21 protein-coding genes and 1 pseudogene are annotated in these 22,616 nt (G+C 57.3%); 14 read left to right on the top strand and 8 right to left on the bottom strand.

The window, feature by feature from the left end; all coding sequences use genetic code 11:
* The first annotated feature begins 26 nt into the window (after positions 1–26).
* On the top strand, positions 27–914 hold the full coding sequence (locus AC1DU9_RS12985) for a LysR family transcriptional regulator (RefSeq protein WP_477810258.1): 888 nt from the start codon (positions 27–29) through the stop codon (positions 912–914).
* A 15-nt stretch (positions 915–929) separates the two neighbouring features.
* On the opposite strand, the gene AC1DU9_RS12980 is transcribed toward AC1DU9_RS12985, so the two are convergent.
* Positions 930–1,382: a cupin domain-containing protein gene (locus AC1DU9_RS12980; protein WP_457266066.1), complete on the bottom strand. Its 453-nt coding sequence runs from the start codon at positions 1,380–1,382 to the stop codon at positions 930–932.
* Positions 1,383–1,561: 179 nt separating this feature from the next.
* Here AC1DU9_RS12980 and AC1DU9_RS12975 point away from each other — a divergent pair, with 179 nt between their 5' ends.
* The 3 genes from AC1DU9_RS12975 to AC1DU9_RS12965 all read left to right on the top strand — a co-directional run bounded on the left by AC1DU9_RS12975 (position 1,562) and on the right by AC1DU9_RS12965 (position 2,864).
* A complete protein-coding gene (locus AC1DU9_RS12975) occupies positions 1,562–1,777 on the top strand; it encodes a hypothetical protein (RefSeq protein WP_457266067.1) in 216 nt (71 codons plus the stop codon).
* 260 nt (positions 1,778–2,037) lie between these two features.
* Positions 2,038–2,475, top strand: coding sequence for a glycine zipper domain-containing protein (locus AC1DU9_RS12970; protein WP_457266068.1), 438 nt, complete (start codon positions 2,038–2,040; stop codon positions 2,473–2,475).
* A 200-nt stretch (positions 2,476–2,675) separates the two neighbouring features.
* Complete coding sequence (locus AC1DU9_RS12965) at positions 2,676–2,864, top strand: hypothetical protein (RefSeq protein WP_477810257.1); 189 nt, start codon at positions 2,676–2,678, stop codon at positions 2,862–2,864.
* A gap of 331 nt (positions 2,865–3,195) precedes the next feature.
* Here the strand turns inward: AC1DU9_RS12965 and AC1DU9_RS12960 are convergent, their stop codons facing one another.
* The 4 genes from AC1DU9_RS12960 to AC1DU9_RS12945 all read right to left on the bottom strand — a co-directional run bounded on the left by AC1DU9_RS12960 (position 3,196) and on the right by AC1DU9_RS12945 (position 9,508).
* The gene (locus AC1DU9_RS12960; protein ID WP_477810256.1) at positions 3,196–4,617 is read right to left on the bottom strand and encodes an efflux transporter outer membrane subunit; all 1,422 of its coding nucleotides are present in this window, start codon (positions 4,615–4,617) and stop codon (positions 3,196–3,198) included.
* Positions 4,617–7,808 carry an efflux RND transporter permease subunit gene (locus tag AC1DU9_RS12955; RefSeq protein WP_477810255.1) on the bottom strand — a complete coding sequence of 1,064 codons (3,192 nt, stop codon included), beginning with the start codon at positions 7,806–7,808 and terminating at the stop codon, positions 4,617–4,619. The genes AC1DU9_RS12960 and AC1DU9_RS12955 overlap by 1 nt, the downstream gene beginning before the upstream one ends.
* A gap of 12 nt (positions 7,809–7,820) precedes the next feature.
* Entirely contained in the window at positions 7,821–9,062 is a 1,242-nt protein-coding gene (gene mexE / locus AC1DU9_RS12950) for a multidrug efflux RND transporter periplasmic adaptor subunit MexE (RefSeq protein WP_457266070.1), read from the bottom strand.
* A 146-nt stretch (positions 9,063–9,208) separates the two neighbouring features.
* Positions 9,209–9,508, bottom strand: a complete 300-nt coding sequence (locus AC1DU9_RS12945; protein ID WP_457266071.1) for a LysR family transcriptional regulator — start codon at positions 9,506–9,508, stop codon at positions 9,209–9,211.
* 147 nt (positions 9,509–9,655) lie between these two features.
* Here AC1DU9_RS12945 and AC1DU9_RS12940 point away from each other — a divergent pair, with 147 nt between their 5' ends.
* The 5 genes and pseudogenes from AC1DU9_RS12940 to AC1DU9_RS12920 form a co-directional block, all read left to right on the top strand.
* The gene (locus AC1DU9_RS12940; RefSeq protein ID WP_477810254.1) at positions 9,656–10,243 is read left to right on the top strand and encodes a TetR/AcrR family transcriptional regulator; all 588 of its coding nucleotides are present in this window, start codon (positions 9,656–9,658) and stop codon (positions 10,241–10,243) included.
* A gap of 411 nt (positions 10,244–10,654) precedes the next feature.
* Positions 10,655–11,911, top strand: coding sequence for a hypothetical protein (locus tag AC1DU9_RS12935; RefSeq protein WP_223457367.1), 1,257 nt, complete (start codon positions 10,655–10,657; stop codon positions 11,909–11,911).
* A gap of 40 nt (positions 11,912–11,951) precedes the next feature.
* A complete protein-coding gene (locus tag AC1DU9_RS12930) occupies positions 11,952–12,965 on the top strand; it encodes a glycosyltransferase family 2 protein (RefSeq protein WP_457266073.1) in 1,014 nt (337 codons plus the stop codon).
* 8 nt (positions 12,966–12,973) lie between these two features.
* A complete protein-coding gene (locus AC1DU9_RS12925; RefSeq protein WP_223457363.1) occupies positions 12,974–13,369 on the top strand; it encodes a GtrA family protein in 396 nt (131 codons plus the stop codon).
* Between the two features lie 112 nt (positions 13,370–13,481).
* Positions 13,482–13,724, top strand: a pseudogene (locus AC1DU9_RS12920) (site-specific integrase); the annotation flags it as partial.
* On the opposite strand, the gene katG reads toward AC1DU9_RS12920, so the two are convergent.
* Positions 13,707–15,914, bottom strand: coding sequence for a catalase/peroxidase HPI (katG, locus tag AC1DU9_RS12915; RefSeq protein WP_477810253.1), 2,208 nt, complete (start codon positions 15,912–15,914; stop codon positions 13,707–13,709). The pseudogene AC1DU9_RS12920 and the gene katG sit on opposite strands and share 18 nt — an antisense overlap.
* 309 nt (positions 15,915–16,223) lie before the next feature.
* Between katG and AC1DU9_RS12910 the strand changes: the two genes are divergently transcribed.
* The 5 genes from AC1DU9_RS12910 (at position 16,224) to AC1DU9_RS12890 (ending at position 19,886) form a co-directional block, all read left to right on the top strand.
* Positions 16,224–16,430, top strand: a complete 207-nt coding sequence (locus tag AC1DU9_RS12910) for a hypothetical protein (RefSeq protein WP_223457359.1) — start codon at positions 16,224–16,226, stop codon at positions 16,428–16,430.
* 373 nt (positions 16,431–16,803) lie between these two features.
* The gene (locus AC1DU9_RS12905) at positions 16,804–17,301 is read left to right on the top strand and encodes a hypothetical protein (protein ID WP_223457357.1); all 498 of its coding nucleotides are present in this window, start codon (positions 16,804–16,806) and stop codon (positions 17,299–17,301) included.
* Complete coding sequence (locus AC1DU9_RS12900; RefSeq protein ID WP_477810252.1) at positions 17,298–18,710, top strand: PAAR domain-containing protein; 1,413 nt, start codon at positions 17,298–17,300, stop codon at positions 18,708–18,710. Before AC1DU9_RS12905 ends, AC1DU9_RS12900 begins: the two co-directional genes overlap by 4 nt.
* A complete protein-coding gene (locus AC1DU9_RS12895; protein ID WP_477810251.1) occupies positions 18,707–19,096 on the top strand; it encodes a hypothetical protein in 390 nt (129 codons plus the stop codon). The genes AC1DU9_RS12900 and AC1DU9_RS12895 overlap by 4 nt, the downstream gene beginning before the upstream one ends.
* A 409-nt stretch (positions 19,097–19,505) precedes the next feature.
* Positions 19,506–19,886 carry a hypothetical protein gene (locus tag AC1DU9_RS12890; RefSeq protein ID WP_223463119.1) on the top strand — a complete coding sequence of 127 codons (381 nt, stop codon included), beginning with the start codon at positions 19,506–19,508 and terminating at the stop codon, positions 19,884–19,886.
* Between the two features lie 252 nt (positions 19,887–20,138).
* On the opposite strand, the gene AC1DU9_RS12885 is transcribed toward AC1DU9_RS12890, so the two are convergent.
* Together AC1DU9_RS12885 and AC1DU9_RS12880 are read right to left on the bottom strand one after the other, a co-directional pair.
* Positions 20,139–20,336, bottom strand: a complete 198-nt coding sequence (locus AC1DU9_RS12885; protein WP_008051268.1) for a YbdD/YjiX family protein — start codon at positions 20,334–20,336, stop codon at positions 20,139–20,141.
* A 2-nt stretch (positions 20,337–20,338) separates the two neighbouring features.
* Positions 20,339–22,396: a carbon starvation CstA family protein gene (locus AC1DU9_RS12880; RefSeq protein ID WP_457266078.1), complete on the bottom strand. Its 2,058-nt coding sequence runs from the start codon at positions 22,394–22,396 to the stop codon at positions 20,339–20,341.
* Positions 22,397–22,616: the final 220 nt, after the last annotated feature.

Genomic DNA, 22,616 nt, shown 5'->3' with positions numbered 1-22,616 from the left:
TATCTGCTCCCACAGGAATTGATTCGATGCCCGATCTGAATCTGTTGATCACCCTGAACGTGTTGCTGGAGGAAGGCAGCGTGGCCCGCGCCGCGCAGCGTTTGCGCCTGAGCCCGTCAGCCATGAGCCGGGCGCTGGCGCGATTGCGCGAAACCACGGGCGATCCGCTGCTGGTGCGGGCCGGGCGCGGACTGGTTCCCACGCCTCGGGCGCTGGAGTTGCGTGAACGCGTCGGCGTGCTCGTGCAGGACGCCGAAGCCGTCCTGCGCCCTGCCGAGGCACTCGACCTGAATCAACTGACCCGTACCTTCACCCTGCGCACCAGCGACGGCTTCGTGGAAAATTTCGGACCGCAACTCATCGCCCGCATCAACGAAGAAGCGCCCGGTGCCCGCTTGAATTTCGTGCAAAAGCTGAACAAGGACAGCACCCTGCTGCGCGACGGCTCGGTGGATCTGGAAACCGGCGTGATCGGCGAAACCACCAGCCCGGAAGTGCGGACCCGGATGCTGTTTCGCGATAGGTTCATTGGTATCGTGCGTGAGGGGCATCCACTGACTCAAGGTGAAATGACACCTGAGCGTTATGCCGCCGCCCGGCACATTCTGGTCTCACGTCGGGGCCACGATAAAGGCGTCATGGACGACGCCTTGAATGAGCTGGGGCTGACGCGGGACATCATCACCATCGTCGCCGGATTCTCTGCCGCGCTTGCATTGGCGCGGGCTTCAGACCTGGTGGCCAGTGTACCGGAGCGACACGTCGGCAACCTGTGCCAGGGGATGCACTGCTTTGCCCTGCCGTTCCTCACGCCGCCGATCACGGTTTCGATGCTGTGGCACCCGCGCATGGACGCCGACCCGGCGCATCGCTGGTTGCGCGGTTGTGTGTGGGAGATTTGCAGTCGGCAATGACTCGGCGGCCCTCGCCTACTCCCTCAGGATCAGCAGCGATTCGCCTTTCTTCACGATGTAGGTCGCCAGTTCCGAGGCCTTGCCCTGACCCACATTCTTCGCCACATGGGCGACACCTTCGGGGATGTACAACGAATCACCGGCCTTGAGCGTCACCGGTGCCCGCCCTTCCAGTTGATATTCAAAGGTGCCGCTGATCACGTGCGCCACCTCGACACCGGGGTGAGAGTGCTTGGGCGAAGTCACGCCCGGATCGAAGTCCACGAGCACTTGAAGGACTTCACGATCGGCGGCGCCCAGGTCTTCACGTACCAGGTCCGTGCGATGCAGGCCCTGCTGCCAGCTTTTCATCGCCGGGGCCGGTTGTGTTTCCTGGGCTTGAGCAAGGCTCGCTACAGTGGTGAGCCCTGCGGCGGCCAGGATGAGGCCAAGCTTGCCAATGGTGTGACGGGTGTGGGTACGCAACATTGTCTTTCCTCCAGTTGAACCACGCCAGGCCGCGCCGAAAGTGGCGCGATGCCGGTGGTTCCATTTGGAGGCCGCCGTGTATCGCCCGAGTGTCGGGAAACGCCGGTTTTGTATGCCCGGGTAACGGCGGGCGTTGCGGATACCTGCGGATACAAACCCGTATCGGCGGGTACGCCATCATGAGCACCGGCATAGTGGTCAATGGCGAAGATGAAGTGACCGCGACCCGATCCCACTCAGGTCGCGGCAAGTTCAGGCTTTTTGACTACGCCAGATCGAAGCGATCCTGGTTCATCATCTTGAAGGGCAACCCTGAGGGCCGCGCAGGCTGCGGTTTTCAGGCCCTCAAAAATTCCTCTTTGGGGTTTGTATGGCTCGGTTTGGCTGTGCAATGACAACGTTATGCCAGCCTGACATTCCCTCCCCGGCGATCTGTTGACCGCCAATCTCCCCGTTTTTTGATTGACCTTCTCTCCCCGTGCCAGACCCGCAACCTTGAACGGGGGGAGTGCCCACAGGTCATAATTGATCAACAAGCGGTTGTGCTAATCACAGATTGGTTGATCCTAATTCATGCACCGTCGAATATCTGTTGACCTGACTGATTCGTACCAACAAACTTTTCTTTTATTGTGTATTTCTAAAGGTTTGTCTGATGCGTAAATCATTCACAGTCGTTGCATTAAGCCTTCTTGTATCGCAGTACTCCCTCGCCGGCGAAGCCACCAACACCGCTATCGGTGGCGGTGTCGGTGGCGCCCTTGGAAGCGCGGTCGGTCAGGCTATGGGAGGTAGCACTGGCGCTGCGATCGGAGCCGGCGTAGGTGGCGCAGCTGGGGGCGCAATGGCCGCGAAGAGTGGCAACAAGACCGAATCAGCCATTGGCGGGGGGCTCGGTGCAGCGGGCGGCCAGGTGATCGGAAACAGTGTTGGTGGTTCCACCGGTGGCCTGATCGGGGCTGGACTGGGCGGCGCAGCAGGTGGTGCTATCGGCAACAATGTGGCCAACGACAACGACAACGACAACGGCCACTACGACCACAAGCATAAAAACAAGTACAAGAACAAACATAAACACAAGCATGACGACTGATCTCGGATTCCGAGATTGAGCAACTGGAAGCATTGTTTCAAAAGGGAGTGGACCCTCCTCACTGACACATTCATGACTTGCCCCGAACTGCTCCCCAGCTGCAGCTCGGGGTTTTTTCCTCCGGCGTTCTGCCGACTGAACACAATCCCCTCGTGCCCAATTTCTCGATGCTACGCTGAAATCTCCATGGAGAATTCGCGATGTCAAACGCCGACCTGCTCCCTTCCCTACTATTCAAGCTCAACGAAAACCAACTCGCCCTCGAAGCGGCCATCATGGAGCTCTCCAACTGGGTCGAGCAGCGCGGCTCGGCCGATGTCGCCGACAACGTACGCGGCGCCTTGGAGGCGATCAACCGCAACGAGGAGCTCATCAAGATGACACTCTGACACTCGCGGTGATGATGACGCGGGAATGACTGCTCTCTCGAAAGCCGCTGCAGAGTTGTCTTTTAGAAGCCAACTTGTGAATAGGAATTCGAACTCCACCAGCCCACTATCGAGCGCTTCCTGCGCCCGGTGGCCTACCAGGGTTTTACCGATGCCTTGCTGCCAGAGCCGCTGCGCGAGGGCAATCCGTTAGGGCTGCCGCGCTTTGTGGACGGTCATTAACTGTAGGAGCGAGCCTGCTCGCGATGGTCGTCAACGATAACGCGTGTGTCCTGACTAAACGCGGCGCTCTTGAGTCCATCGCGAGCAGGCTCGCTCCTACAACAACGGGTCATCCGTCGTTTTTCGCCAGCTTCGTTTCACCGCTGTCCCAACCACCACCCAAKGATTTGTAGATCGCAACAATGGCGCGGTACTGCTCAGTTTCACCCAGCGCCTGGGCATCTTCGGCGTTCAGCCGCTCACGCTGTGCGTCCAGCAACACCAGGTAGTCCACCACCCCTTCCTTGTATTGCGTCGCCGCAAGATCGGCCGCTGCGCGACTCGACTCGCTTTGCCTGATCAGCGACAGCAAGCGTTGCTGGCGTTTGCCATAGTCGCTGAAGGCGTTTTCCGACTCTTCCAGAGCCAGCAACACCTGTTGCTCATAAGTCGCCAATGCTCCCTCGGCGTCGGCATCTGCTCCACGAATACGCGCCCGCACGCTGCCCAGGTCAAACGCAGCCCAGGTGATGCTCGGACCCAGGCTCCAGGCGCGGGCGGCACTGGAACCGATTTGCGAACCACGCCCCGCTATGAACCCGAGGAACCCACTCAAGCTCACCCGTGGAAACAGGTCGGCGGTGGCCACGCCGACATCGGCGGTTGAAGCCGCCAACCGGCGCTCCGCCGCGAGCACGTCCGGGCGCCGGTGCAACAGCTCGCCAGGATCGCCAATCGGCAGCGCCTTGGCGATGGCCGGCAAGTCCTTTGGACTCAAGTCGACGCTCAGCCTGTCCGGGCGTTCGCCCAGCAGTGTGGCGATGCGGTTTTTGTCGCGTACTTGTTCTGCTTGCAGTTGCGGCACGGTTGCCTCGACCGCCGCCAACCGGGCATCGGCACGCACCACGTCGAGTTCGTTACCCACGCCAGCGTCACGCAGGCTCACCGTCACGGCGCGCGACTCGCTTTGGTTCTTGAGGTTGGCCAGGGCGATTTTTTCCCGCAGTTGCGCACCACGCAGTTGACCATAGGCATCCACCAACTCGGCGATCATGGTCACCCGCAGTTGGTACAGGTCCGCCGCCGTGGCATCTTCCCGGGCATCGCTGGATTCCAGTTCACGCTGGATGCGCCCGAACAGGTCGATCTCCCAGGCCATGTCCAGGCCCAGATCGTAGCGTTCGGTATTGACCCGATTCACGCTCTGTCCCGGCACCTGTGCCTTGCCCTGCTGGCTGCTGACCCGGCTGGTGACCACCGGCAGGTTGTCATTGCTGATGTCATCGCGGATGGCCCGGGCGGCTTTCCAGCGGGCGAAGGCCACACGCAGATCGCGGTTGCCGTTGAGCGCCTTGCCGACCAGCTGATTCAGCGTGGGGTCATCGAACTGCTGCCACCACACCGTTTCAAAGCGCGACCGATCGTAATTGGCCCCTTTCGCCGAGACGATATGGGCAGGCGCTGTGTCCGGGGTTTTGTAATCCGGCCCTACGGTGCAGGCGGCCAATGCCGCGACCAGAAGGCTGGGAAGGAAGAGTTTGAAAGCGTTCATCAGTGTGCCTCCGGATCAATAACGTTGAGCGAGTGAACCCGGGCCGCCTTGCGCGCGGTTTTACGTTCGATGTAGCGACGAATCAGGACGAAGAACACCGGCGTCAGCAGCAAGCCGAAGAAGGTCACCCCGAGCATTCCGGAGAACACCGCGACACCCATGGCCCGGCGCATTTCCGAACCGGCACCGCTGGAAGTCACCAGCGGAATCACGCCCATGATGAAAGCGATCGAGGTCATCAGGATCGGCCGCAGACGCATGCGGCAGGCGTCGAGCACAGCGTCCAGCGGCGACAGGCCCTGGTCCTGCCGGTCCTTGGCGAACTCGACGATCAGGATCGCGTTCTTGCAGGCCAGGCCCACCAGCACGATCAGGCCGATCTGGGTGAAGATGTTGTTGTCGCCTTTGGAAATGATCACCCCGACAATTGCCGACAACAGGGTCATCGGCACGATCAGGATCACCGCCAGCGGCAGGCTCCAGCTTTCATACAGTGCCGCCAACACCAGGAACGCCAGCAGGACGCAGAGCGGGAACACCAGCAAAGCGGTGTCGCCGGACAAAATCTGCTGGTAGGTCAGGTCGGTCCACTCGTAGGTCATGCCGTTGGGCAATTCTTCCTTGAGCAGTTTCTCGATGGCTTTCTGGGCCTGGCCGGAGCTGAAGCCGGGAGCCGCCGCGCCGTTGATTTCCGCACTGATGAAGCCGTTGTAGTGCATGACCCGATCAGGCCCCGACGTCGGGCTGACCTTGATGAACGTGGCGAGCGGGATCATTTCCCCATGGTCGTTGCGCACCTTCAACTGGCCGATCTGCTCCGGTTCCAGGCGAAATTGCTGGTCAGCCTGGACGTTGACCTGATAGGTGCGGCCGAAACGGTTGAAGTCGTTGGCATACAGCGAGCCCAGGTACACCTGCAACGTGTCGAAGATATCGCTGACGGCGACGCCGTGGGTCTTGGCTTTTTCCCGGTCGATCGCGGCATCGACCTGCGGCACGTTCACCGTGAAGCTGGTGAACAGATTGGCCAGTTCCGGAACGCTACGGCTCTTGGCAATGACGTTCATGGTTTCTTTGTACAGGGCTTCATAGCCCAGGTTGCCGCGGTCCTCGATCTGCAGTTTGAAACCACCGATGGTGCCCAGGCCTTGAACGGGCGGTGGCGGGAACACGGCGATGTAGGCGTCCTGAATGCTGCCGAACTTGGCGTTCAGTGAAGCGGAAATCGCCTTTGCCGACAGACTCGGGTCTTTGCGTTCATCGAAGGGCCGCAAGCCGATGAAGGCGATACCGGCGTTCGGACTGTTGGTGAAACCATTGATCGACAGACCGGGGAACGCCACCGCGCTGTCGAAGCCTGGCTCGTTCATGGCGATGCTGCTCATGCGGCGGATCACCGATTCCGAACGATCAAGGCTGGCGGCGTCCGGCAGTTGCGCGAAGGTCACCAGGTACTTTTTATCCTGGGTCGGCACGAAACCGGTCGGCGTGGTGCTGAAGCCCATGTAGGTCATGGCGATCAGCCCGGCATACACCAGCAAGGCCACGCTGCTGCCACGAATGACCTTGGCGACGGCAACCACATAGCCGTGGCTGGCCTTTTCGAATACGCGGTTGAAGGGTTTGAACAGCCAACCACCGAACAGGCGATCCAGCACTTTGGAGAAGCGGTCTTTCGGCGCACCGTGAGCCTTGAGCAGTACCGCGGCCAATGCCGGCGACAGGGTCAAGGAGTTGAACGCCGAGATCACCGTCGAGATGGCAATGGTCAGGGCGAATTGCTTGTAGAACTGGCCGGTCAAACCAGAGATAAATGCTGCCGGCACGAACACCGCGCACAACACCAACGCCGTGGCGATGATCGGGCCGGTCACCTCGCCCATGGCTTTCTTGGTTGCCTCGATCGGCTCGAGGCCCAACTCGATGTTGCGCTCGACGTTCTCCACCACCACGATTGCATCATCGACCACGATCCCGATCGCCAGCACCAGGCCAAACAGCGACAGGGCATTGAGCGAGAAACCGAACAGGTGCATCACGGCAAAGGTGCCGATCAACGACACCGGTACGGCGACCAGTGGAATGATCGAGGCGCGCCAGGTTTGCAGGAACAGGATCACCACCAGTACCACCAGAATCAGCGCTTCGAACAGCGTGTGAACCACCGCCTCGATCGAACTGCGCACGAAGATGGTCGGGTCGTAGACGATCTCGTAGTCCATGCCCTCCGGGAAGTTCTTCTTCAGCTCGGCCATCTTCGCCCGCACCTGATCGGAAACGTCGATCGCATTGGAACCCGGGCGCTGGAAGATCGGCATCGCCACCGCTTCCTGGTTATTGAGCAAGGCGCGCAGGGCATACTGGTTGGAACCGAGTTCAATCCGCGCAATGTCCTTGAGGCGAGTGATTTCGCCGTCCGGACCACTGCGGACAATCACGTTCTCGAACTCCTCCTCGGTGACCAGCCGCCCCTGGGAGTTGATCGACATCTGGAAGCTGGTGGCGTTGGGCGCAGGCGGTGCGCCCAGTTGACCGGCAGCGACCTGACGGTTCTGTTCACGGACCGCGTTGACCACGTCGGTCGCGGTCAGGTTGCGTGAAGCGGTCTTGTTCGGATCGAGCCAGATACGCAGCGAGTAGTCGCCGATACCGAACATCTTCACGTCACCGATACCGTTCAGGCGCGACAACTCATCCTTGACGTTGAGGATCGCGTAGTTGGACAGGTACAGCATGTCGTAGCGCTTGTCCGGCGAGGTCAGGTGCACCACCATCGTCAGCTCGGGCGACGCCTTGTCCACGGTGATACCGATACGCGTCACTTCTTCGGGAAGTTTTGGCTCGGTGCGCGTGACGCGGTTCTGTACCTGCACCTGGGCGTTGTCCAGGTCAGTGCCGAGGGCGAAGGTCACCGTGAGGGTGAGCCGGCCATCGGCGGTGGACTGCGAATACATGTACAGCATGTTCTCGACGCCGGTGATGGCTTGCTCGAGTGGCGCGGCCACGGTTTCGCCAATCACCTTGGGGTTGGCACCCGGGTAGTTGGCGTGGATGACGACGGTCGGTGGTACCACCTCGGGGTATTCACTGATCGGCAACTGGAACAGCGCGATGGCGCCGGCGATCAGGATCAGCAGCGACAACACCGCGGCGAAGATCGGCCGCGTGATAAAGAACCGGGAGAACTTCATGGCTGTGTTCCTTTATCCGCGAGGCGAAACGGCAGCATCCGTTTTCACCAGCGCCGGTGACGGAGCGGCGGGCTGATTACCCGCCTCGATGGCCTGGCGTTGACGGGCCAGGGTGGCGACGGTTTGCGCATCGGCCATCGGCGCGTCCTGCGGCGCGACCACCGCGCCGGGACGAACCCGCTGCAGGCCGTTGATGACGATGCGGTCTTCTTTCTGCAAACCGCTGCGCACGATGCGCAAGCCTTCGAGCTTCGGCCCCAGGTCGACGCTGCGGTACACGGCCTTGTTGTCCTGGTCGATCACCAGCACGAACCTCTTGCCCAGGTCGGTGCCCACCGCCTCGTCCTTGATCAGCAGGCCGGCGTAGGCTGCACTGCCCACCAGTTTCAATCGGGCATACAAGCCCGGGGTGTATTGACCGTCGGCGTTGTCGAACACCGCGCGGCCACGGATGGTGCCGGTCTTGGGATTGACCTGGTTGTCGACAAAGTTCATCTGCCCCAGGTGGCTATTGCCCTCCTCGTTCGACAAGCCCATGTACACCGGCGTGGATTGACTGCGCTGGCCTTGACGGGAGAGCTGACCGTACTTGAGGAACAGGCGTTCGTCGGCATCGAAATAGGCGTAGACCTTGTCGGTGGAGACCACGCTGGTCAGCGCCGAGGTGTCGGCGGTGACGATATTGCCGGCGGTGATTTCGGCACGGCTGACCCGGCCGCTGATCGGCGCGGTGACGCGGGTGAAGCTCAGGTTCAGGCGTGCCAGATCGAGTTGCGCCTGCACGGCATCGACGGCGGCGCGGGCTTCCTGGGCGGTGGTGGTGCGCGTGTCGGCCAGTTCTGCAGAAATCGCATTGCTGCTCAGCAGACGCTGGCCGCGTTGCGCTTCATTGCCAGTTCGAACCAGCGTGGCGCGAGCTTGTTGCAACTGCGCTTCGAGGCGATGCACTTCGTGTTCGAACGGCCGTGGATCGATCTGGAACAGCAAATCCCCTTTCTTCACCGACTCGCCATCCGTGAAGGCGACACGATCGATCTGCCCCGAGACCCGCGGGCGAACCACGACGGTTTCCGGCGCTTCCAGACGGGCGGTGACTTCATCCCATTCGGTGATGGGTTGCTCGAGCACTTTGGCAACCGTGACAGGCGGCGCACCAGGAGCCTTGGCGGCATCGGGTGCGTGACCGCAGGCCGTGATGGTCGCCAACGCCAATGCAGCAAGGGGATAACGCAAAGGTTTGAGTGACTGTTCCATGGGTAGCGTCCGCCTGACGGTTTAGGGGTTGGAGAATTCTCGGCCGCACAGGGGGCAGCGACGAATTGAACGGAGTGAACTTGGTTATCATCAATAATGATGACCATCATGTATAAGCACAAAAAAAATGAATACTCAGATCAAGCCTATGAATTAACCGGTTTTTTACTGCAAGCCGTCAGACTGACGACCGAGCAAATGGAGTCCAGTGCGGGCCCAAGCGTTTGCGCCACCTGCAAGGCTCGGGTGGTCGGTTCCATTTTGTGGCCAATGCGTTTAAACAGAGGGTCGTTGAACAGCGTACGCAATCGACTCAATGCGCCGCTGACCGCCGGCTGGCCCAAGGCAAGCCTTTCTGCAGCCCGAGTGACATTGCGCTCCTGAATTAGCGCCTCGAAAATCACCAGCAAATTGAGGTCGATATTGCGCAGATCATTACGTTTCATGGGTCGGCACCCTGGGAGGTATTTTGACTTGAGCCACGGTCTCGTGGCCTGCAAAACCATTGCCGCGAATTTATATTATGATCATCATAATTACCAGCCCCTCAGCAAAAATTTGCCAGGGCGCTCATCGGATCACAGGGCCCACTCATGAAAGTGACGAAAGACCAGGCAGCAGCCAACAAGGAAGCGATCCTCGGCGCGGCCTCGAAGATGTACCGGGAAAAAGGCATCGACGGCATCGGTATCGGCGAACTTTCCCGCTCGGTGGGCCTGACCCATGGCGGCTTTTACGGACAGTTCCCCGGCGGCAAGGAGCAGTTGGCGTCAGAGGCGGTCAGCCGCACGTTCGAAACCAACATCGAAGACTGGCGAGCGGCTAAATCCATCCCCGAACTGCTCAAGGGTTACTTGACCCAAAGCCACCTGAGCAACTGGACCGAAGGCTGTCCGATTCCCGCCCTGGGCGCCGATGTCGCGCGTAATGGCGGTGCTGTCAGCCACTCGTTCACCCAAGGCGTGCAGACGCTGATCGAAACGCTGCTGCCATTGGTCGACGGCGAAACCGATGATGAAAAGCACCAGGAAGCCTTGCGCATCCTGTCATCGATCACCGGGGCCATACTGATCGCCAGAGCCCTGGACAACCCTCGATTGTCGGAGCAGTTCCTGCAATCGGTGATCGCTGCCTGGTCTGTCAGCGCCGAAAAAACAGTAGAAGGGCTTGCCGCGACCTGATCCATACAAGTCGCGGCAAGTTCAGGCTTTTTGATCACGCCAGATCGAAGCGATCCAGGTTCATCATCTTGAAGGGTAACCCTGAAGGCCGCGCAGGCTGCGGTTTGCAGCCCCTCAAAAACCCCTCTTTGGGGTTTGTCTGGCTAAGTTTGGCTATGCAATGACAGCTTTATGTCAGCGTGACACTTCTCTCTGCGGCGTCCTGCCGAACGAACACGATCCGGCATCCAATAGCGGTGAGCTGTGAGCTGTGAGCCCGACCAAAATACTCACCATCGAGTCGCAAGCTCATGGAGTGTGGTGCCACCGAAAGGAGCAGCGCCAACGTCTAACGGGTATACTCGCTGCTTCCAATTAACTTTGCGCCTCACCATTCGTGCAAGAACAAAACACATAGAGGGAAGAACAAGGATGACATCACTTAAACCTGCTGAGCCCATCAGCGATGATAGAGGGGAGCACGTCACAAGCAAATTCGACACCATCTCCAATACAAAATCAAAACACCTGACCAACTTGATTGCCTATGTCGCACTGCTGGCAATTTGCATAGTTATATTTGAACCGTTGATAAGCACGCTATCAGCAAATGCATTTGACTACGTTACTCACTTGAGGTGGGCAAGCGAAATGGAAGAAGGCCAAAAGCTGATACTTCCACACCCGCTGTATCACCTACTGTCAATTCTCACAAAGAAAATATTTCTTATTACCTATGCGCAGTCGTCAACTATCGTAATAGTGTTGTCGATATTTTTTCTTTCAGTCTTAAACTATAAAATACTGGCAGAGAGCGTGCATGCAGTAATCGCCATACTGTTCTCAGTCTGCCTCCTTCTTGTTACTCCACTGCAACTATTCTTCCCTATCGACCAACACCTCTATTTCGGCTACATCGGAATCAGCATTTACCACAGCCCTACCATGCTGCTTCTAAAGCCCCTCTCCCTCCTTGCTTTCTGCTACGCGCTCAAATCCGCAAACAGCACATCGAACAACAACTTATCCAGTGGCATCGCACTTGCTCTATCTTTGTTTTTCTGCGGAATTTCAAAACCGAATTTCTTGATTATTGTGCTGCCTGCATTTGTGCTATTTCTCTTGGTTACCCACAGACTGAAGCCAGTACTGACGAACAAATACATATACCTCTCATTTTTTCTTCCGATCTTCACAGTGCTTGGCCTGCAATTTTTCCAAACATTTTTCTTCCAGGACCTTTCACAAGCTACCGGCAGCACGGAAAGCCACATCGTGGTTTTGCCTTTTGAGACAATGGCTCATTACTCAAACTTTCTGCTTCAGAAATTAATTTTATCGATAGCGTTCCCACTGCTGGTTTTTCTGTGCTACCCAAGAAGCTTCATACAAGACAAAGCTTTAATTTTTTCTTCCTGCTGCCTTTTCATGGGCTTGGTTCTTACGTACTTCTTTGCAGAAAGCGGATCCAGAATGTACGACGGGAATTTCTGGTGGAGCGGGCAAATGGGGCTTTACCTGGTATTCCTGTTTTCTGTCGCCTTCTTGTTTAAAAACACAAAAGCCCTTACCAAGAAGAAAGTGGATAAAGCAAAGTACTCTCTTTGCCTGGCACTATTTGTTTTGCACGCCGCATTCGGGGTGTTTTTTTACCGGCAGGAGCTTCTTTTTAATGCGAAATTTTGGTAAAAACCCGTCGAGACCACAATTAAATAAGACATAAAACACCATGACATCAAAAGCGGCTGGGCCACATATTTCAGTCATCGTTCCGGTTTACAAAGCCGAGAACTCACTTGACGAACTTTACTCACGATTAAGAAAGTCCCTTGAAGAGATTACAATCGATTTTGAGATTTTGTTGGTAGAAGACTGCGGAGGCGATCGCTCATGGCAAATAATAGAGCGCCTCGCCGAAGCTGACCCGCGAGTTCGTGGCATTCAGCTAAGTCGAAACTTCGGCCAGCACTATGGAATTACCGCCGGCCTGGACGCTTGCCGAGGGCAATGGGCTGTCGTAATGGATTGCGACCTTCAGGACCGTCCTGAAGAAATTCCACGCCTCTATGCCAAAGCCCAGGAAGGCTACGACATTGTTCTAGCCTTGCGAGGAAAACGAAGCGATCCCCCGCTCAAGCGAGCAACCTCCTGGCTGTTCTATAAGACGTTCAGCTACCTGGCAGACTTTGAATATAATGGCGACAGCGGCAACTTCCGCATCATTTCCCGAAAGGTTGTGGATAACGTCTGTCAAATGCGAGAGCAGCTCCGCTTTTTTGGCGCACTGGTTCACTGGACAGGCTTTGCCAGTACAGGAATTGAGATCGAGCATGCGGAACGCCTGGATGGGAAAAGCACTTATACATTTTCAAAGCTTTGGAATTTGGCTATGGAAACAATAATTGCATACTCAGACAAGCCACTTCGACTTGCGGTGAAGCTTGGGTTCACCATGGCGCTACTGTCATTCATTTACGGAGCCTACCTCATATTTACCACCCTGCTCCATGGCGCGGTAGTGCAAGGCTGGACCAGCCTCATGGTCTCGACATTCTTCATTGGCGGCATTGTGATATCCATACAAGGTATCGTTGGAATATATGTCGGAAAGACATTTGACCAAACCAAGAGGCGCCCCTTGTATATCATAGGGAAAAAAACATACGAATCGCGTGGGGAAATATCAGACATTACTGCACGCCGCTCACACTCAGCGTCGATTATCGAAGAAGACAGAGGGTAATAGACTGAATGAGCTTTTTCACCACTCCCGCTTTTGGTCAATTAATACGCTACGGCATCGTTGGCCTGGTTAACAACTCTTTGCTTTACCTCGGGTATCTGTTGATTGTGTATTCCGGGAGCGGTGAAAAACTGTCGATGACACTGATGTATCTAACAGGCGTCGCCATTGGCTATATCGCCAACTACAAGTGGACATTTTCTCAGAGAAAAAATCGAGGAGCATTAATCCGTTATGTGCAGATGCATATAACCGGATACTTGATCAATTTTATGCTCCTGTACATCCTTGTCGACACTCTGCATTACCCCCATCAGATCATTCAAATTCTTGCGATAATAGCGGTTGCATTTTTTGGATTCTTCACATGTAAGTACTTCGTTTTTCGCGAAAGCTCGACATGAAAACAAGGAGTATCAATCATCAAAACAAAACACGAGCTACCGAATAGCCAAGTCACACTGAATCAGGTCGCGATCTATTTGGCATTGCTATTGATCATAATCCTGACTGCTGTCAGGGGTTAGGTGGCAGCGACCCTATCAGAGCCGCCACACCTATGCCTCCATGATGCTATCCGTTGGCGAGAATCCAATGCAGGTAGCCAAGCAGCTCGGCCACAAAGACTGGACCATGATCGCCAAGGTTCATGGTCGCTGGATGCCCTCCGCTGATGCAGGAGCCGGAGGGCGAACCGAGGCACTTTTTGCCGGTCGTGCCAACGTCATGACAACATCTCCTCTAGACAGTGCCGTTTAAGTCGAAGCGATCCAGGTTCATCACTTTGGTCCACACAGCGACGAAGTCCTTGACGAACTTCTGCTGCGCATCGGCGCAGGCATAGAATTCGGCCAAAGCGCGCAACTGCGCATTGGAACCGAAGACCAGATCGACTCGAGTGCCCGTCCACTTCAGCGCGCCGGTCTTGCGATCGCGCCCTTCATACTCTTGCTGGGCATCCGATACCGGCTTCCACTCCACGCCCATATCCAGCAGGTTGGTGAAGAAGTCGTTGGTCAAGGCCTCCGGACGCGTGGTGAACACTCCGTGTCTGCTCTGGTCGACATTGGTGTTCAACACCCGCAAGCCGCCCAGCAACACCGTCATTTCCGGCGCGCTGAGCGTCAGCAGTTGCGCCTTGTCGATCAGCAGTTTTTCGGCCGGTACACGGTACTGTTGCTTCAGGTAATTACGGAAGCCGTCGGCAATCGGTTCAAGGTATCCGAAGGATTCGACATCGGTCTGTTCCTGGCTGGCGTCCATGCGCCCCGGCGTGAAAGGTACCGTCACGCTGTGGCCGGCATTTTTCGCAGCCTGTTCCACGCCCACGCCACCGGCGAGCACGATCAGGTCGGCCAGGGAGATTTTCTTGCCGCCACTGTTGAACTCCTTCTGAATGCTTTCGAGTTTTGCCAGCACCCTGGCCAGTTGTTCTGGCTGGTTGGCCTGCCAGGACTTCTGCGGCTCCAGACGCAAACGCCCACCGTTGGCACCACCGCGTTTATCGGAGCCACGGAAAGTCGACGCTGCCGCCCAGGCTGTAGATACCAGCTGCGAGACTGACAGCCCCGAGGCGGCAATTTTGCCCTTGAGCGCGGCCACATCGCTGTCATTGACCAGCGGATGATCGACGGCAGGGATCGGGTCTTGCCACAGCAGCTCTTCGTTCGGCATTTCCGGTCCGAGGTAGCGTGAAAGCGGCCCCATGTCACGGTGAATCAGCTTGTACCAGGCACGGGCGAAGGCGTCGGCCAACTGGTCTGGATTGGCCAGGAAGCGCCGCGAAATCGGCTCATAGATCGGGTCGAAACGTAGCGACAGGTCCGTGGTCAGCATGGTCGGATCACGCCGTTTTGAGGGATCATGGGCATCCGGAATGGTGCCGGCGCCAGCGCCGTTTTTCGGCTTCCACTGGTTCGCCCCCGCCGGGCTCTTGGTCAGTTCCCATTCGTAACCGAACAGGTTCTCCAGGTAGTTGTTGCTCCACCGGGTTGGCGTGGTCGTCCAGGTCACTTCCAGGCCGCTGGAGATGGTGTCGCCACCTTTACCGGTACCGAACGTGCTCTTCCAGCCCAAGCCCTGCAGCTCGAGGCCGGCGGCTTCGGGCTCAGGTCCGACATGGTCGACGGGACCTGCACCGTGGGTTTTGCCGAAGGCGTGACCGCCCGCGATCAGCGCGACGGTTTCCTCGTCGTTCATGGCCATGCGCGCAAAGGTTTCACGGATGTCCGTCCCGGCGGCGACCGGATCAGAGTTGCCTTCAGGGCCTTCGGGGTTTACGTAAATCAGGCCCATCTGCACGGCTGCGAGGGGGGCCTCCAGATTGCGCTCTGCGGGAGCTTGCCCGGCATCTTTGCCATAACGCACGTCGCCACCCAGCCACGTTTTTTCCGAGCCCCAGTAGACATCTTCGTCCGGTTCCCAGACATCCGGGCGGCCAGCGGAAAAACCAAAGGTCTTGAAGCCCATGGACTCCAGTGCAACGTTGCCGGCGAGGACGATCAGGTCGGCCCAGGAGATTTTATTGCCGTACTTTTGCTTGATTGGCCAGAGCAGCCGACGGGCCTTGTCGAGGCTGACGTTGTCCGGCCAGCTGTTGAGCGGTGCAAAGCGCTGCTGGCCGGAGCCGGCACCGCCCCGGCCGTCACCGGTGCGATAGGTGCCTGCGGCGTGCCAGGACATGCGGATAAAGAAAGGCCCATAATGACCGAAGTCCGCCGGCCACCAGTCCTGGGAGTCGGTCATCAGCGCAGTCAGGTCTTTTTTCAACGCCTGGAAGTCCAGGCTCTTGAAGGCTTCGGCGTAGTTGAAGTCGCCCCCCAACGGGTCAGATTTTGGCGAGTGTTGACTCAAGATCTTCAGGTTCAGTTGGTTCGGCCACCAGTCGCGGTTCGTCGTGCCACCGCCAGCAGCGGCGTGATTGAACGGGCATTTCGATTCAGTTGACATGGCATCTCCTCTTTATTTTGTTTTCAGCTAACCATCCTTAAGCGTGGATCCGGATCACCGATTGATGAAATAGCTTTTCGGTATGAGATCCATAGCCTTAAGGCTATGACGGCCCAGTGATCAGTCACTCCAGAACATCCATTAAAGTACCGGTCCGGGAAACTGTCGCTTCATCTTGGTAGATAGCTGATAAACAGTTCAAATCTGCAAGGAAATGCAAGATCATGAACACCTGCCACAATGGATAGGTAGCCTTTGCTGCAAGGACGCGGGCGTTCGTAAGAATTGTTTGCCGCGAGAGGTTTCGCCATGCTCCTCAAAGTCATTGTCATCTGGTCATTGCTGTCGATCATCGTCGCCGCCGTGTTCTGTCGCCTGATGCATAACGCCAAGGTCGCCGACCGGGCGCTCAAGATCGCCCGGCCGGATCATGAGACTCATGAACGAAACGTTGGCAATGCGTCCATGCCCCGGGACAAAAGTGGCAGCGACGATTCGGATTACCACGCGGCCTGAGCCATTCAGGGCGTTCCTGCACTCAAAAAAAAACCGGCTGTTCACAGACTGTGTGAAAACCTGCAATTTGCACGGTGCTCAAAGAAATTGCTCCGTATCGAAAGATACGGAGCAATTTTCTTTATGACTTACATCTAGGGAGATGTCCCGCAGATTGCTATGTTTTCACGCAGCCTGTGTAATTTCCCTGTAGGAAATGGGTTGTTTGTTATTGCGAAAATTCCTATTCGTTCATTTTGGCTATGCCGTTGGATTGCTTTCAGCACGCGTCCCACYGTCTTATTCGTCGTCGCCCAATATTCCCTCTGCTCAGCGCTTCTGCCGAGATGAGAAGGAAAGGCAACTCAAACCGATGACGATAAGGAAGTTGCAAATGAATGCACCTGTGCACCCCTTGTATACCAACGAAGTTTCTCCTGAGTTTCTCTGCAGTCTTGACGCCCCCCATTTCACAGAAGAACGACTTGCGCACTTTTGCGACGAAGCTCTGGCGGTTGTTCGCCAGCAGCAGGCTTACGTAGAAGCTCATCCCACTCGCGCCGTTTATCGATTTGCAACCGAAGGTAGCCAAACCCGCGATGGCGGGGTAGTCCAGCAAGCGACATCGCCGCTGACGTTCACATTGGACAGCGGTCAGAAAGTACGTGCGGCACAGAAAGGCGATTACGTCCTGTACGCCGATGGGCGTACGGCGCAGATCGTCACGGGCGCGGGTCAAGGGAATAGCCATTTAGCGCTGGTCGGCAGCCGTCTCTGCAATGGCGACGAGGTCATCAACACCTTACAAGACGGTTGTTTGTTGGTGGGGCGTGAAGGTGTGCCGATGGCCGAGGGCTTTCTGCCTTCCATCAAGGAGGAAGAACATCAATGAACGAAGGACATTTCATTGGCCTGCATGACAAGACCACCTGTGGCGGCAAGGTCCTGGATGGTGACACCCGGATTATGATGTACGGCATTGCCCATGCCCGCGAAGGTGATCGAGTCACCTGTGGCAAGGACGGCAAGACTTACAAAATTGTCGGTGGCATTTCGCACATGATCAGTCATGGCAAAGCCATGGCGGGCACGCTGGACAGCCACAGCGATTGCCCCTGCAAGGCCCGACTGATCCCCTCGGTGGTCACGGCGACCTATCGCAACGCTAACTCCGCACCGCGAACGGACAGGAGCGTTGTGCAACCCGTTTCCAGTGCGGCAACCAGTCAACCGGCCACGCCACGTCAGCCTGGTTTCGCCCCTTCGTACCCACCGGCGCCTGTCATATTCGCCCGCGTAGACCCTCAAGAACCGGGCTTCTATGTGGTGCCCAAAAGCATGACCCGCGAAGCCCTGGAGGCGACGCTTTTCCCTACGCCCGACCCGGGCGTGATGCGCAAGTTTCGAGCGCTCAATCCTGAGCAAGGCGATATCAAGGCCGGTTCGCTGATCGTGCTGAGCGATCCGAACAACACCTCCTGCACCTATCAGGAAGCGCAGCTGATGCAGGCCGCGCAGCAGGTCAAATCGGCACTCGATCCCCTGACGCCGGAAGAAGCCGAGTTCATGTTCCGCCACGCGGCTGAAATCGCCAGTTTTACCGGCGAGACTCCGACCTGGCTTGGCGTCAGCGCGGCGATGATGGAAAAACACCTGACCCGACTGCGCGACACCCTGCAAGCGATGGAACGCCTGCATCAGGACAGCTATCGCCAGCACGGCCACCTGCGATCGCCGCAGTTCTTCGCCGAACGCCAACGGCTGCTCGCGCAGCTGGACGCCCACTTGCTGAACTCCACTCGCCTGCGTGGCTACACGACATTGGGTGATCATCCCAAGTTGAAAACGGCGCTCGGTATTTCCAGTCGCAGTCTGGTGCACCACTGGGACAAGGCCGGAGCGCCGGGACAGATTCCGGGTTATGCCACTCATGTGAATGCGGTTAGTCGGGCGGCCAAGTACATGAGTGCAGGGGGGTATATCGGCATTGGCATTGGCGGGGTTTCGTCGTTGCTGGCTGTTCAGGAAGTGTGTGTTGGTGACTCTGGAGCGGCTTGTGAGAAGGTGAAATTTACTGAAGGAGGAAAATTTGTAGGGTCTACCATTGGTGGGATTGCGGGTGGGGCAGGAGCTCCTTTGATTAGTGGCTCTATTTGCCTTGCGCTTGGGGTTACCACGGCAATAGGTGGTGTTATCTGCGTTGGGGCCGTGGTAGGGATTAGCGCGTGGGTGGGGACAGAAGCGGGTGGTATGGGGGGCGAATTCGTAGGTGAGAAAATGTTTGAAGTAAGACAGCCATGACCAGCATCGACACTTGGTCCCCGTGGATTGCAGTTACTGTCGCTGGCGGTCCAATTCTGCTGGCGGCTATGAACATCGCTTACTGCCTGTACCTGAGCCGCCGTCATCTGGATGCCATGATGGAAGCCTTGAAAAACAGTCGCTACATTTTCATTTGGGGGCCAGGATGGCGGGGGCAAGGCTGGTTTGGGGGATTTGTACTGATCACTAAAATTGCCGGGATGGTAGTACGACCGAGGGCGTATATACGTCTCGGTGATGTGAACCCTATCGATATCGAAAACTTCCCGCCCCACCTGAAGCGTCTCCTGATGATTAACGTAGTAATGACGATCATTACCCTAAGTTGGATGGCGATTACCTACGCTCTACTGAAATTCAGATAACTCAACGGACGATTTTCCAAGTTGAAGTAGTCCTCGGCACTTCCAGCCGTAGCCCGGTGCACCGTTGCAACAAGGCGGTTGCATCGGGTTCCTCCGCCATTTGAATTTGACCAATTGTGGTGTCACCTACATAGCAGTCTGGAGGAGTATGGGCCGAAAATGGGACCGATTTATTTGTCATTTTTACGGAGGGAGGAAAATTTGTGTTGTCGACAATCGGTGGTCATAGAGGTGGAGAGTTGGCATATATAGCTAGCGGCCCTGTTTGCTTGGCGCTTGGGGTATCCACAGGGATTGGAGGAGTTATCTGCGTTGCGGCCATAGTAGGGGCTGGTGCATGGGTGGGCTCTGAAGCTGGAGGTGTTGCAGGAGAGTTCCTGGGCGAGAAACTGTATGAGGCCAAGCAACGGTGATCAACGCCTGGAGTCTCTGGGTTGTCATTTTGGTTGTGGGTGGGCCATTCCTGTTGAGTATTGGTACTTTTGCCTACAGCCTTTACTTGATGCGTCATCTGGATTCCATGTTGAAAGCTTTGGAAAATAGTCGACATATTGTTGTTTGGGGAGCGAGTTTGCGACAACAAGGATGGTTTGGGCGACTCATGTTGGTGGCAAAAATCACAGGAATGGTGATATGGCCAGGGCCGGGAATTCGCACTGGTGAAATGGATCCTGACGATGTAAAGAATTTCCCGCCTCACCTCAAACAACTTCTCAAAATCAAGATTTTGATATCGGGAATCATTGTTATCTGGGGGGCAGTTGCATTCGCGCTGGTGAAATTCAAGTAATTATGTGCATCGATTCCAGGTTGAAGACGGCCCTCGGCATTTCCAGTCGAAGCCTGGTGCACCACTGATAAAAGGCTGGTGCACCAGGAAAGATAAGAAGCAGGACTGCGAAATGCAAACGGCACCGGAACAGACCGTGTGAAAACGCGGTCTGCCAAGATCAAAAACAAATGCCCCGACTTGTCGGGGCATTTGTTGGGTTGGCCTTCAGTGGCTTTCACACAGTCTGTTCAGCCGGTTTCTTTATTTCACTCAACAGCACTTCGGTCCGGCTTTACTGCCGTAACGGGCCTCCTGGCGTTCGCGGAAGAACGCCTCGTAGTCCATCACCGGTTTATCCGGGTGCTTGCTCTGCATATGCTCGACGTAGTTGTCGTAGTCGGGCATGCCGACCATCAGGCGCGCGGCCTGACCGAGGTATTTGCCGAGGCGACTCAGGTCATTGAACATGATCAGGCATCCGGCAGCGCGTGGAATGGCGCTTCCTTATCCGTACGCTCCTTGGTGCCCCAGGCGGCAATACCGACCTTGAGCGCGAAGAACAGGATGCTGAACACCACGAACAGGAACAGCGCGGTCAGCGTTGCGTTGGTGTAGGCGTTGAAGATCACGTGCTGCATCTGGGTGATGTCCTTGGCCGGGGCCAGCACCTGACCGTTGGCCAGGGCATCGCTGTACTTCTTCGCCAGGGCGAGGAAGCCGATCGCCGGGTTGGCATCGAACAGCTTGATGAAGCCAGCGGTGGTAGTGCAGATCAGCAACCATACCGCCGGCAGCAAGGTGACCCAGACATAACGCTGGCGCTTCATCTTGATCAGCACCACGGTAGCGAGCATCAGCGCGATACCGGCCAGCATCTGGTTGGAGATGCCGAACAGCGGCCACAAGGTGTTGATGCCGCCCAATGGATCGATCACGCCCTGATACAGCAGATAACCCCACATGGCCACGCAACCGGCGGTGGCAATCAGGTTGGCGGTCCAGGATTCGGTGCGACGCAGGGCTGGCACGAACGAACCGAGCAGGTCCTGGAGCATGAAACGCCCGGCGCGGGTGCCGGCGTCCACGGCAGTGAGGATGAACAGCGCTTCAAACAGGATCGCGAAGTGGTACCAGAACGCCATGGTGTTCTCACCCGGCAGGACGTGGTGCAGGATCTGCGCGATCCCCACCGCCAGGGTCGGCGCACCACCGGCACGGGCCAGAATCGTGGTTTCACCGATGTCGTGGGCCACCGCTTGCAGGGCTTCCGGGGTAATCGCAAAGCCCCAACTGCTGACGGTTTGCGCAACGGCAACCGCATCGGCGCCAACCACGGCCGCCGGGCTGTTCATGGCGAAATACACGCCCGGATCGATGACCGACGCAGCGACCATGGCCATGATCGCCACGAACGATTCCATCAGCATGCCGCCGTAACCGATGTAACGGGCATGCCCCTCACTGGCGAGCAGTTTCGGCGTGGTGCCGGAGGCGATCAGCGCATGGAAACCCGACACCGCGCCACAGGCGATAGTGATGAACAGGAACGGGAACAACCCGCCCTTCCACACTGGGCCGGTGCCGTCGATGAACTGGGTCAGGGCCGGCATTTTCAGCTCGGGCATGGTCACCAGGATGCCGATGGCCAGGGCGACGATGGTGCCGATTTTCAGGAAGGTCGACAGGTAGTCACGGGGTGCCAGAATCAGCCACACCGGCAACACCGCCGCGACAAAACCGTAGCCGATCAGCATCCAGGTGATCTGCAGACCGGTAAAGGTAAAGGCCTTGGCCCACACCGGATCCGCGGCAATCTGCCCGCCGAGCCAGATCGAGCCGAGCAGCAACAGCACGCCGATCACCGAGATCTCACCGATGCGACCCGGGCGGATGTAGCGCATGTAGATGCCCATGAACATCGCGATCGGGATGGTCGCCATCACCGTGAAAATACCCCACGGGCTCTCGGCCAGGGCTTTCACCACGATCAGCGCCAGCACCGCGAGGATGATGATCATGATCAGGAAGCAGCCGAACAGCGCGATGGTGCCGGGGATGCGGCCCATTTCCTCGCGAACCATGTCGCCCAGGGAGCGGCCATTGCGGCGGGTGGACATGAACAGGACCATGAAGTCCTGCACGGCACCAGCCAGCACCACGCCGGCGATCAGCCACAGCGTGCCGGGCAGGTAGCCCATTTGCGCCGCCAGTACCGGGCCGACCAGCGGACCTGCACCGGCAATGGCCGCGAAGTGGTGACCGAAAAGTACGTGTTTGTTGGTCGGCACGTAGTCCAGACCATCGTTATTGAGCACAGCCGGAGTGGCCCGATTGGGATCGAGCTGCATCACTTTATTGGCGATGAACAGGCTGTAGTAGCGGTAGGCAACAAGGTAGATGGCGACGGCTGCGACTACGATCCACAGGGCGTTGATCGCTTCGCCGCGGCGCAGGGCCACGACACTCAGCGCAATCGCTCCCAGGACAGCCACGGCAAACCAGGCGAGGTGTTTAGCCAGACGGGGCATAGCGTGTCTCCTGCCGACAGCCGGTGACTGCGGCGGTAATTTTTATAATTGTGTCCGCGGTGCGGAGCTGGCCCAATATCTGCGCATGCCGTCCACAAATAAATCCGCGTTACTACGTACGTAAGGTCTACGTAGTTCTACGTAGAACACGCCGATCCCCTGTGGGAGCGAGGGTGTACACAGACTTCACATCCGACACATATCAACTGTGGGAGCGAGC

The organism is Pseudomonas sp. P4_C1 (assembly GCF_056402155.1).
This window is presented reverse-complemented; position numbering and strand designations above follow the sequence as displayed.

Coding starts and splice junctions, on each gene's coding strand:
- AC1DU9_RS12980 (WP_457266066.1), bottom strand. CDS start 1,382: ATGTTGCGTACCCACACCCGTCACACCATTGGCAAGCTTGGCCTCATC.
- mexE (WP_457266070.1), bottom strand. CDS start 9,062: ATGGAACAGTCACTCAAACCTTTGCGTTATCCCCTTGCTGCATTGGCG.
- AC1DU9_RS12930 (WP_457266073.1), top strand. CDS start 11,952: ATGACATCAAAAGCGGCTGGGCCACATATTTCAGTCATCGTTCCGGTT.
- AC1DU9_RS12965 (WP_477810257.1), top strand. CDS start 2,676: ATGTCAAACGCCGACCTGCTCCCTTCCCTACTATTCAAGCTCAACGAA.
- AC1DU9_RS12880 (WP_457266078.1), bottom strand. CDS start 22,396: ATGCCCCGTCTGGCTAAACACCTCGCCTGGTTTGCCGTGGCTGTCCTG.
- AC1DU9_RS12905 (WP_223457357.1), top strand. CDS start 16,804: ATGAATGCACCTGTGCACCCCTTGTATACCAACGAAGTTTCTCCTGAG.
- AC1DU9_RS12910 (WP_223457359.1), top strand. CDS start 16,224: ATGCTCCTCAAAGTCATTGTCATCTGGTCATTGCTGTCGATCATCGTC.
- AC1DU9_RS12985 (WP_477810258.1), top strand. CDS start 27: ATGCCCGATCTGAATCTGTTGATCACCCTGAACGTGTTGCTGGAGGAA.
- AC1DU9_RS12940 (WP_477810254.1), top strand. CDS start 9,656: ATGAAAGTGACGAAAGACCAGGCAGCAGCCAACAAGGAAGCGATCCTC.
- AC1DU9_RS12885 (WP_008051268.1), bottom strand. CDS start 20,336: ATGTTCAATGACCTGAGTCGCCTCGGCAAATACCTCGGTCAGGCCGCG.
- AC1DU9_RS12925 (WP_223457363.1), top strand. CDS start 12,974: ATGAGCTTTTTCACCACTCCCGCTTTTGGTCAATTAATACGCTACGGC.
- AC1DU9_RS12975 (WP_457266067.1), top strand. CDS start 1,562: ATGAGCACCGGCATAGTGGTCAATGGCGAAGATGAAGTGACCGCGACC.
- AC1DU9_RS12955 (WP_477810255.1), bottom strand. CDS start 7,808: ATGAAGTTCTCCCGGTTCTTTATCACGCGGCCGATCTTCGCCGCGGTG.
- AC1DU9_RS12970 (WP_457266068.1), top strand. CDS start 2,038: ATGCGTAAATCATTCACAGTCGTTGCATTAAGCCTTCTTGTATCGCAG.
- AC1DU9_RS12900 (WP_477810252.1), top strand. CDS start 17,298: ATGAACGAAGGACATTTCATTGGCCTGCATGACAAGACCACCTGTGGC.
- AC1DU9_RS12935 (WP_223457367.1), top strand. CDS start 10,655: ATGACATCACTTAAACCTGCTGAGCCCATCAGCGATGATAGAGGGGAG.
- AC1DU9_RS12945 (WP_457266071.1), bottom strand. CDS start 9,508: ATGAAACGTAATGATCTGCGCAATATCGACCTCAATTTGCTGGTGATT.
- AC1DU9_RS12895 (WP_477810251.1), top strand. CDS start 18,707: ATGACCAGCATCGACACTTGGTCCCCGTGGATTGCAGTTACTGTCGCT.
- katG (WP_477810253.1), bottom strand. CDS start 15,914: ATGTCAACTGAATCGAAATGCCCGTTCAATCACGCCGCTGCTGGCGGT.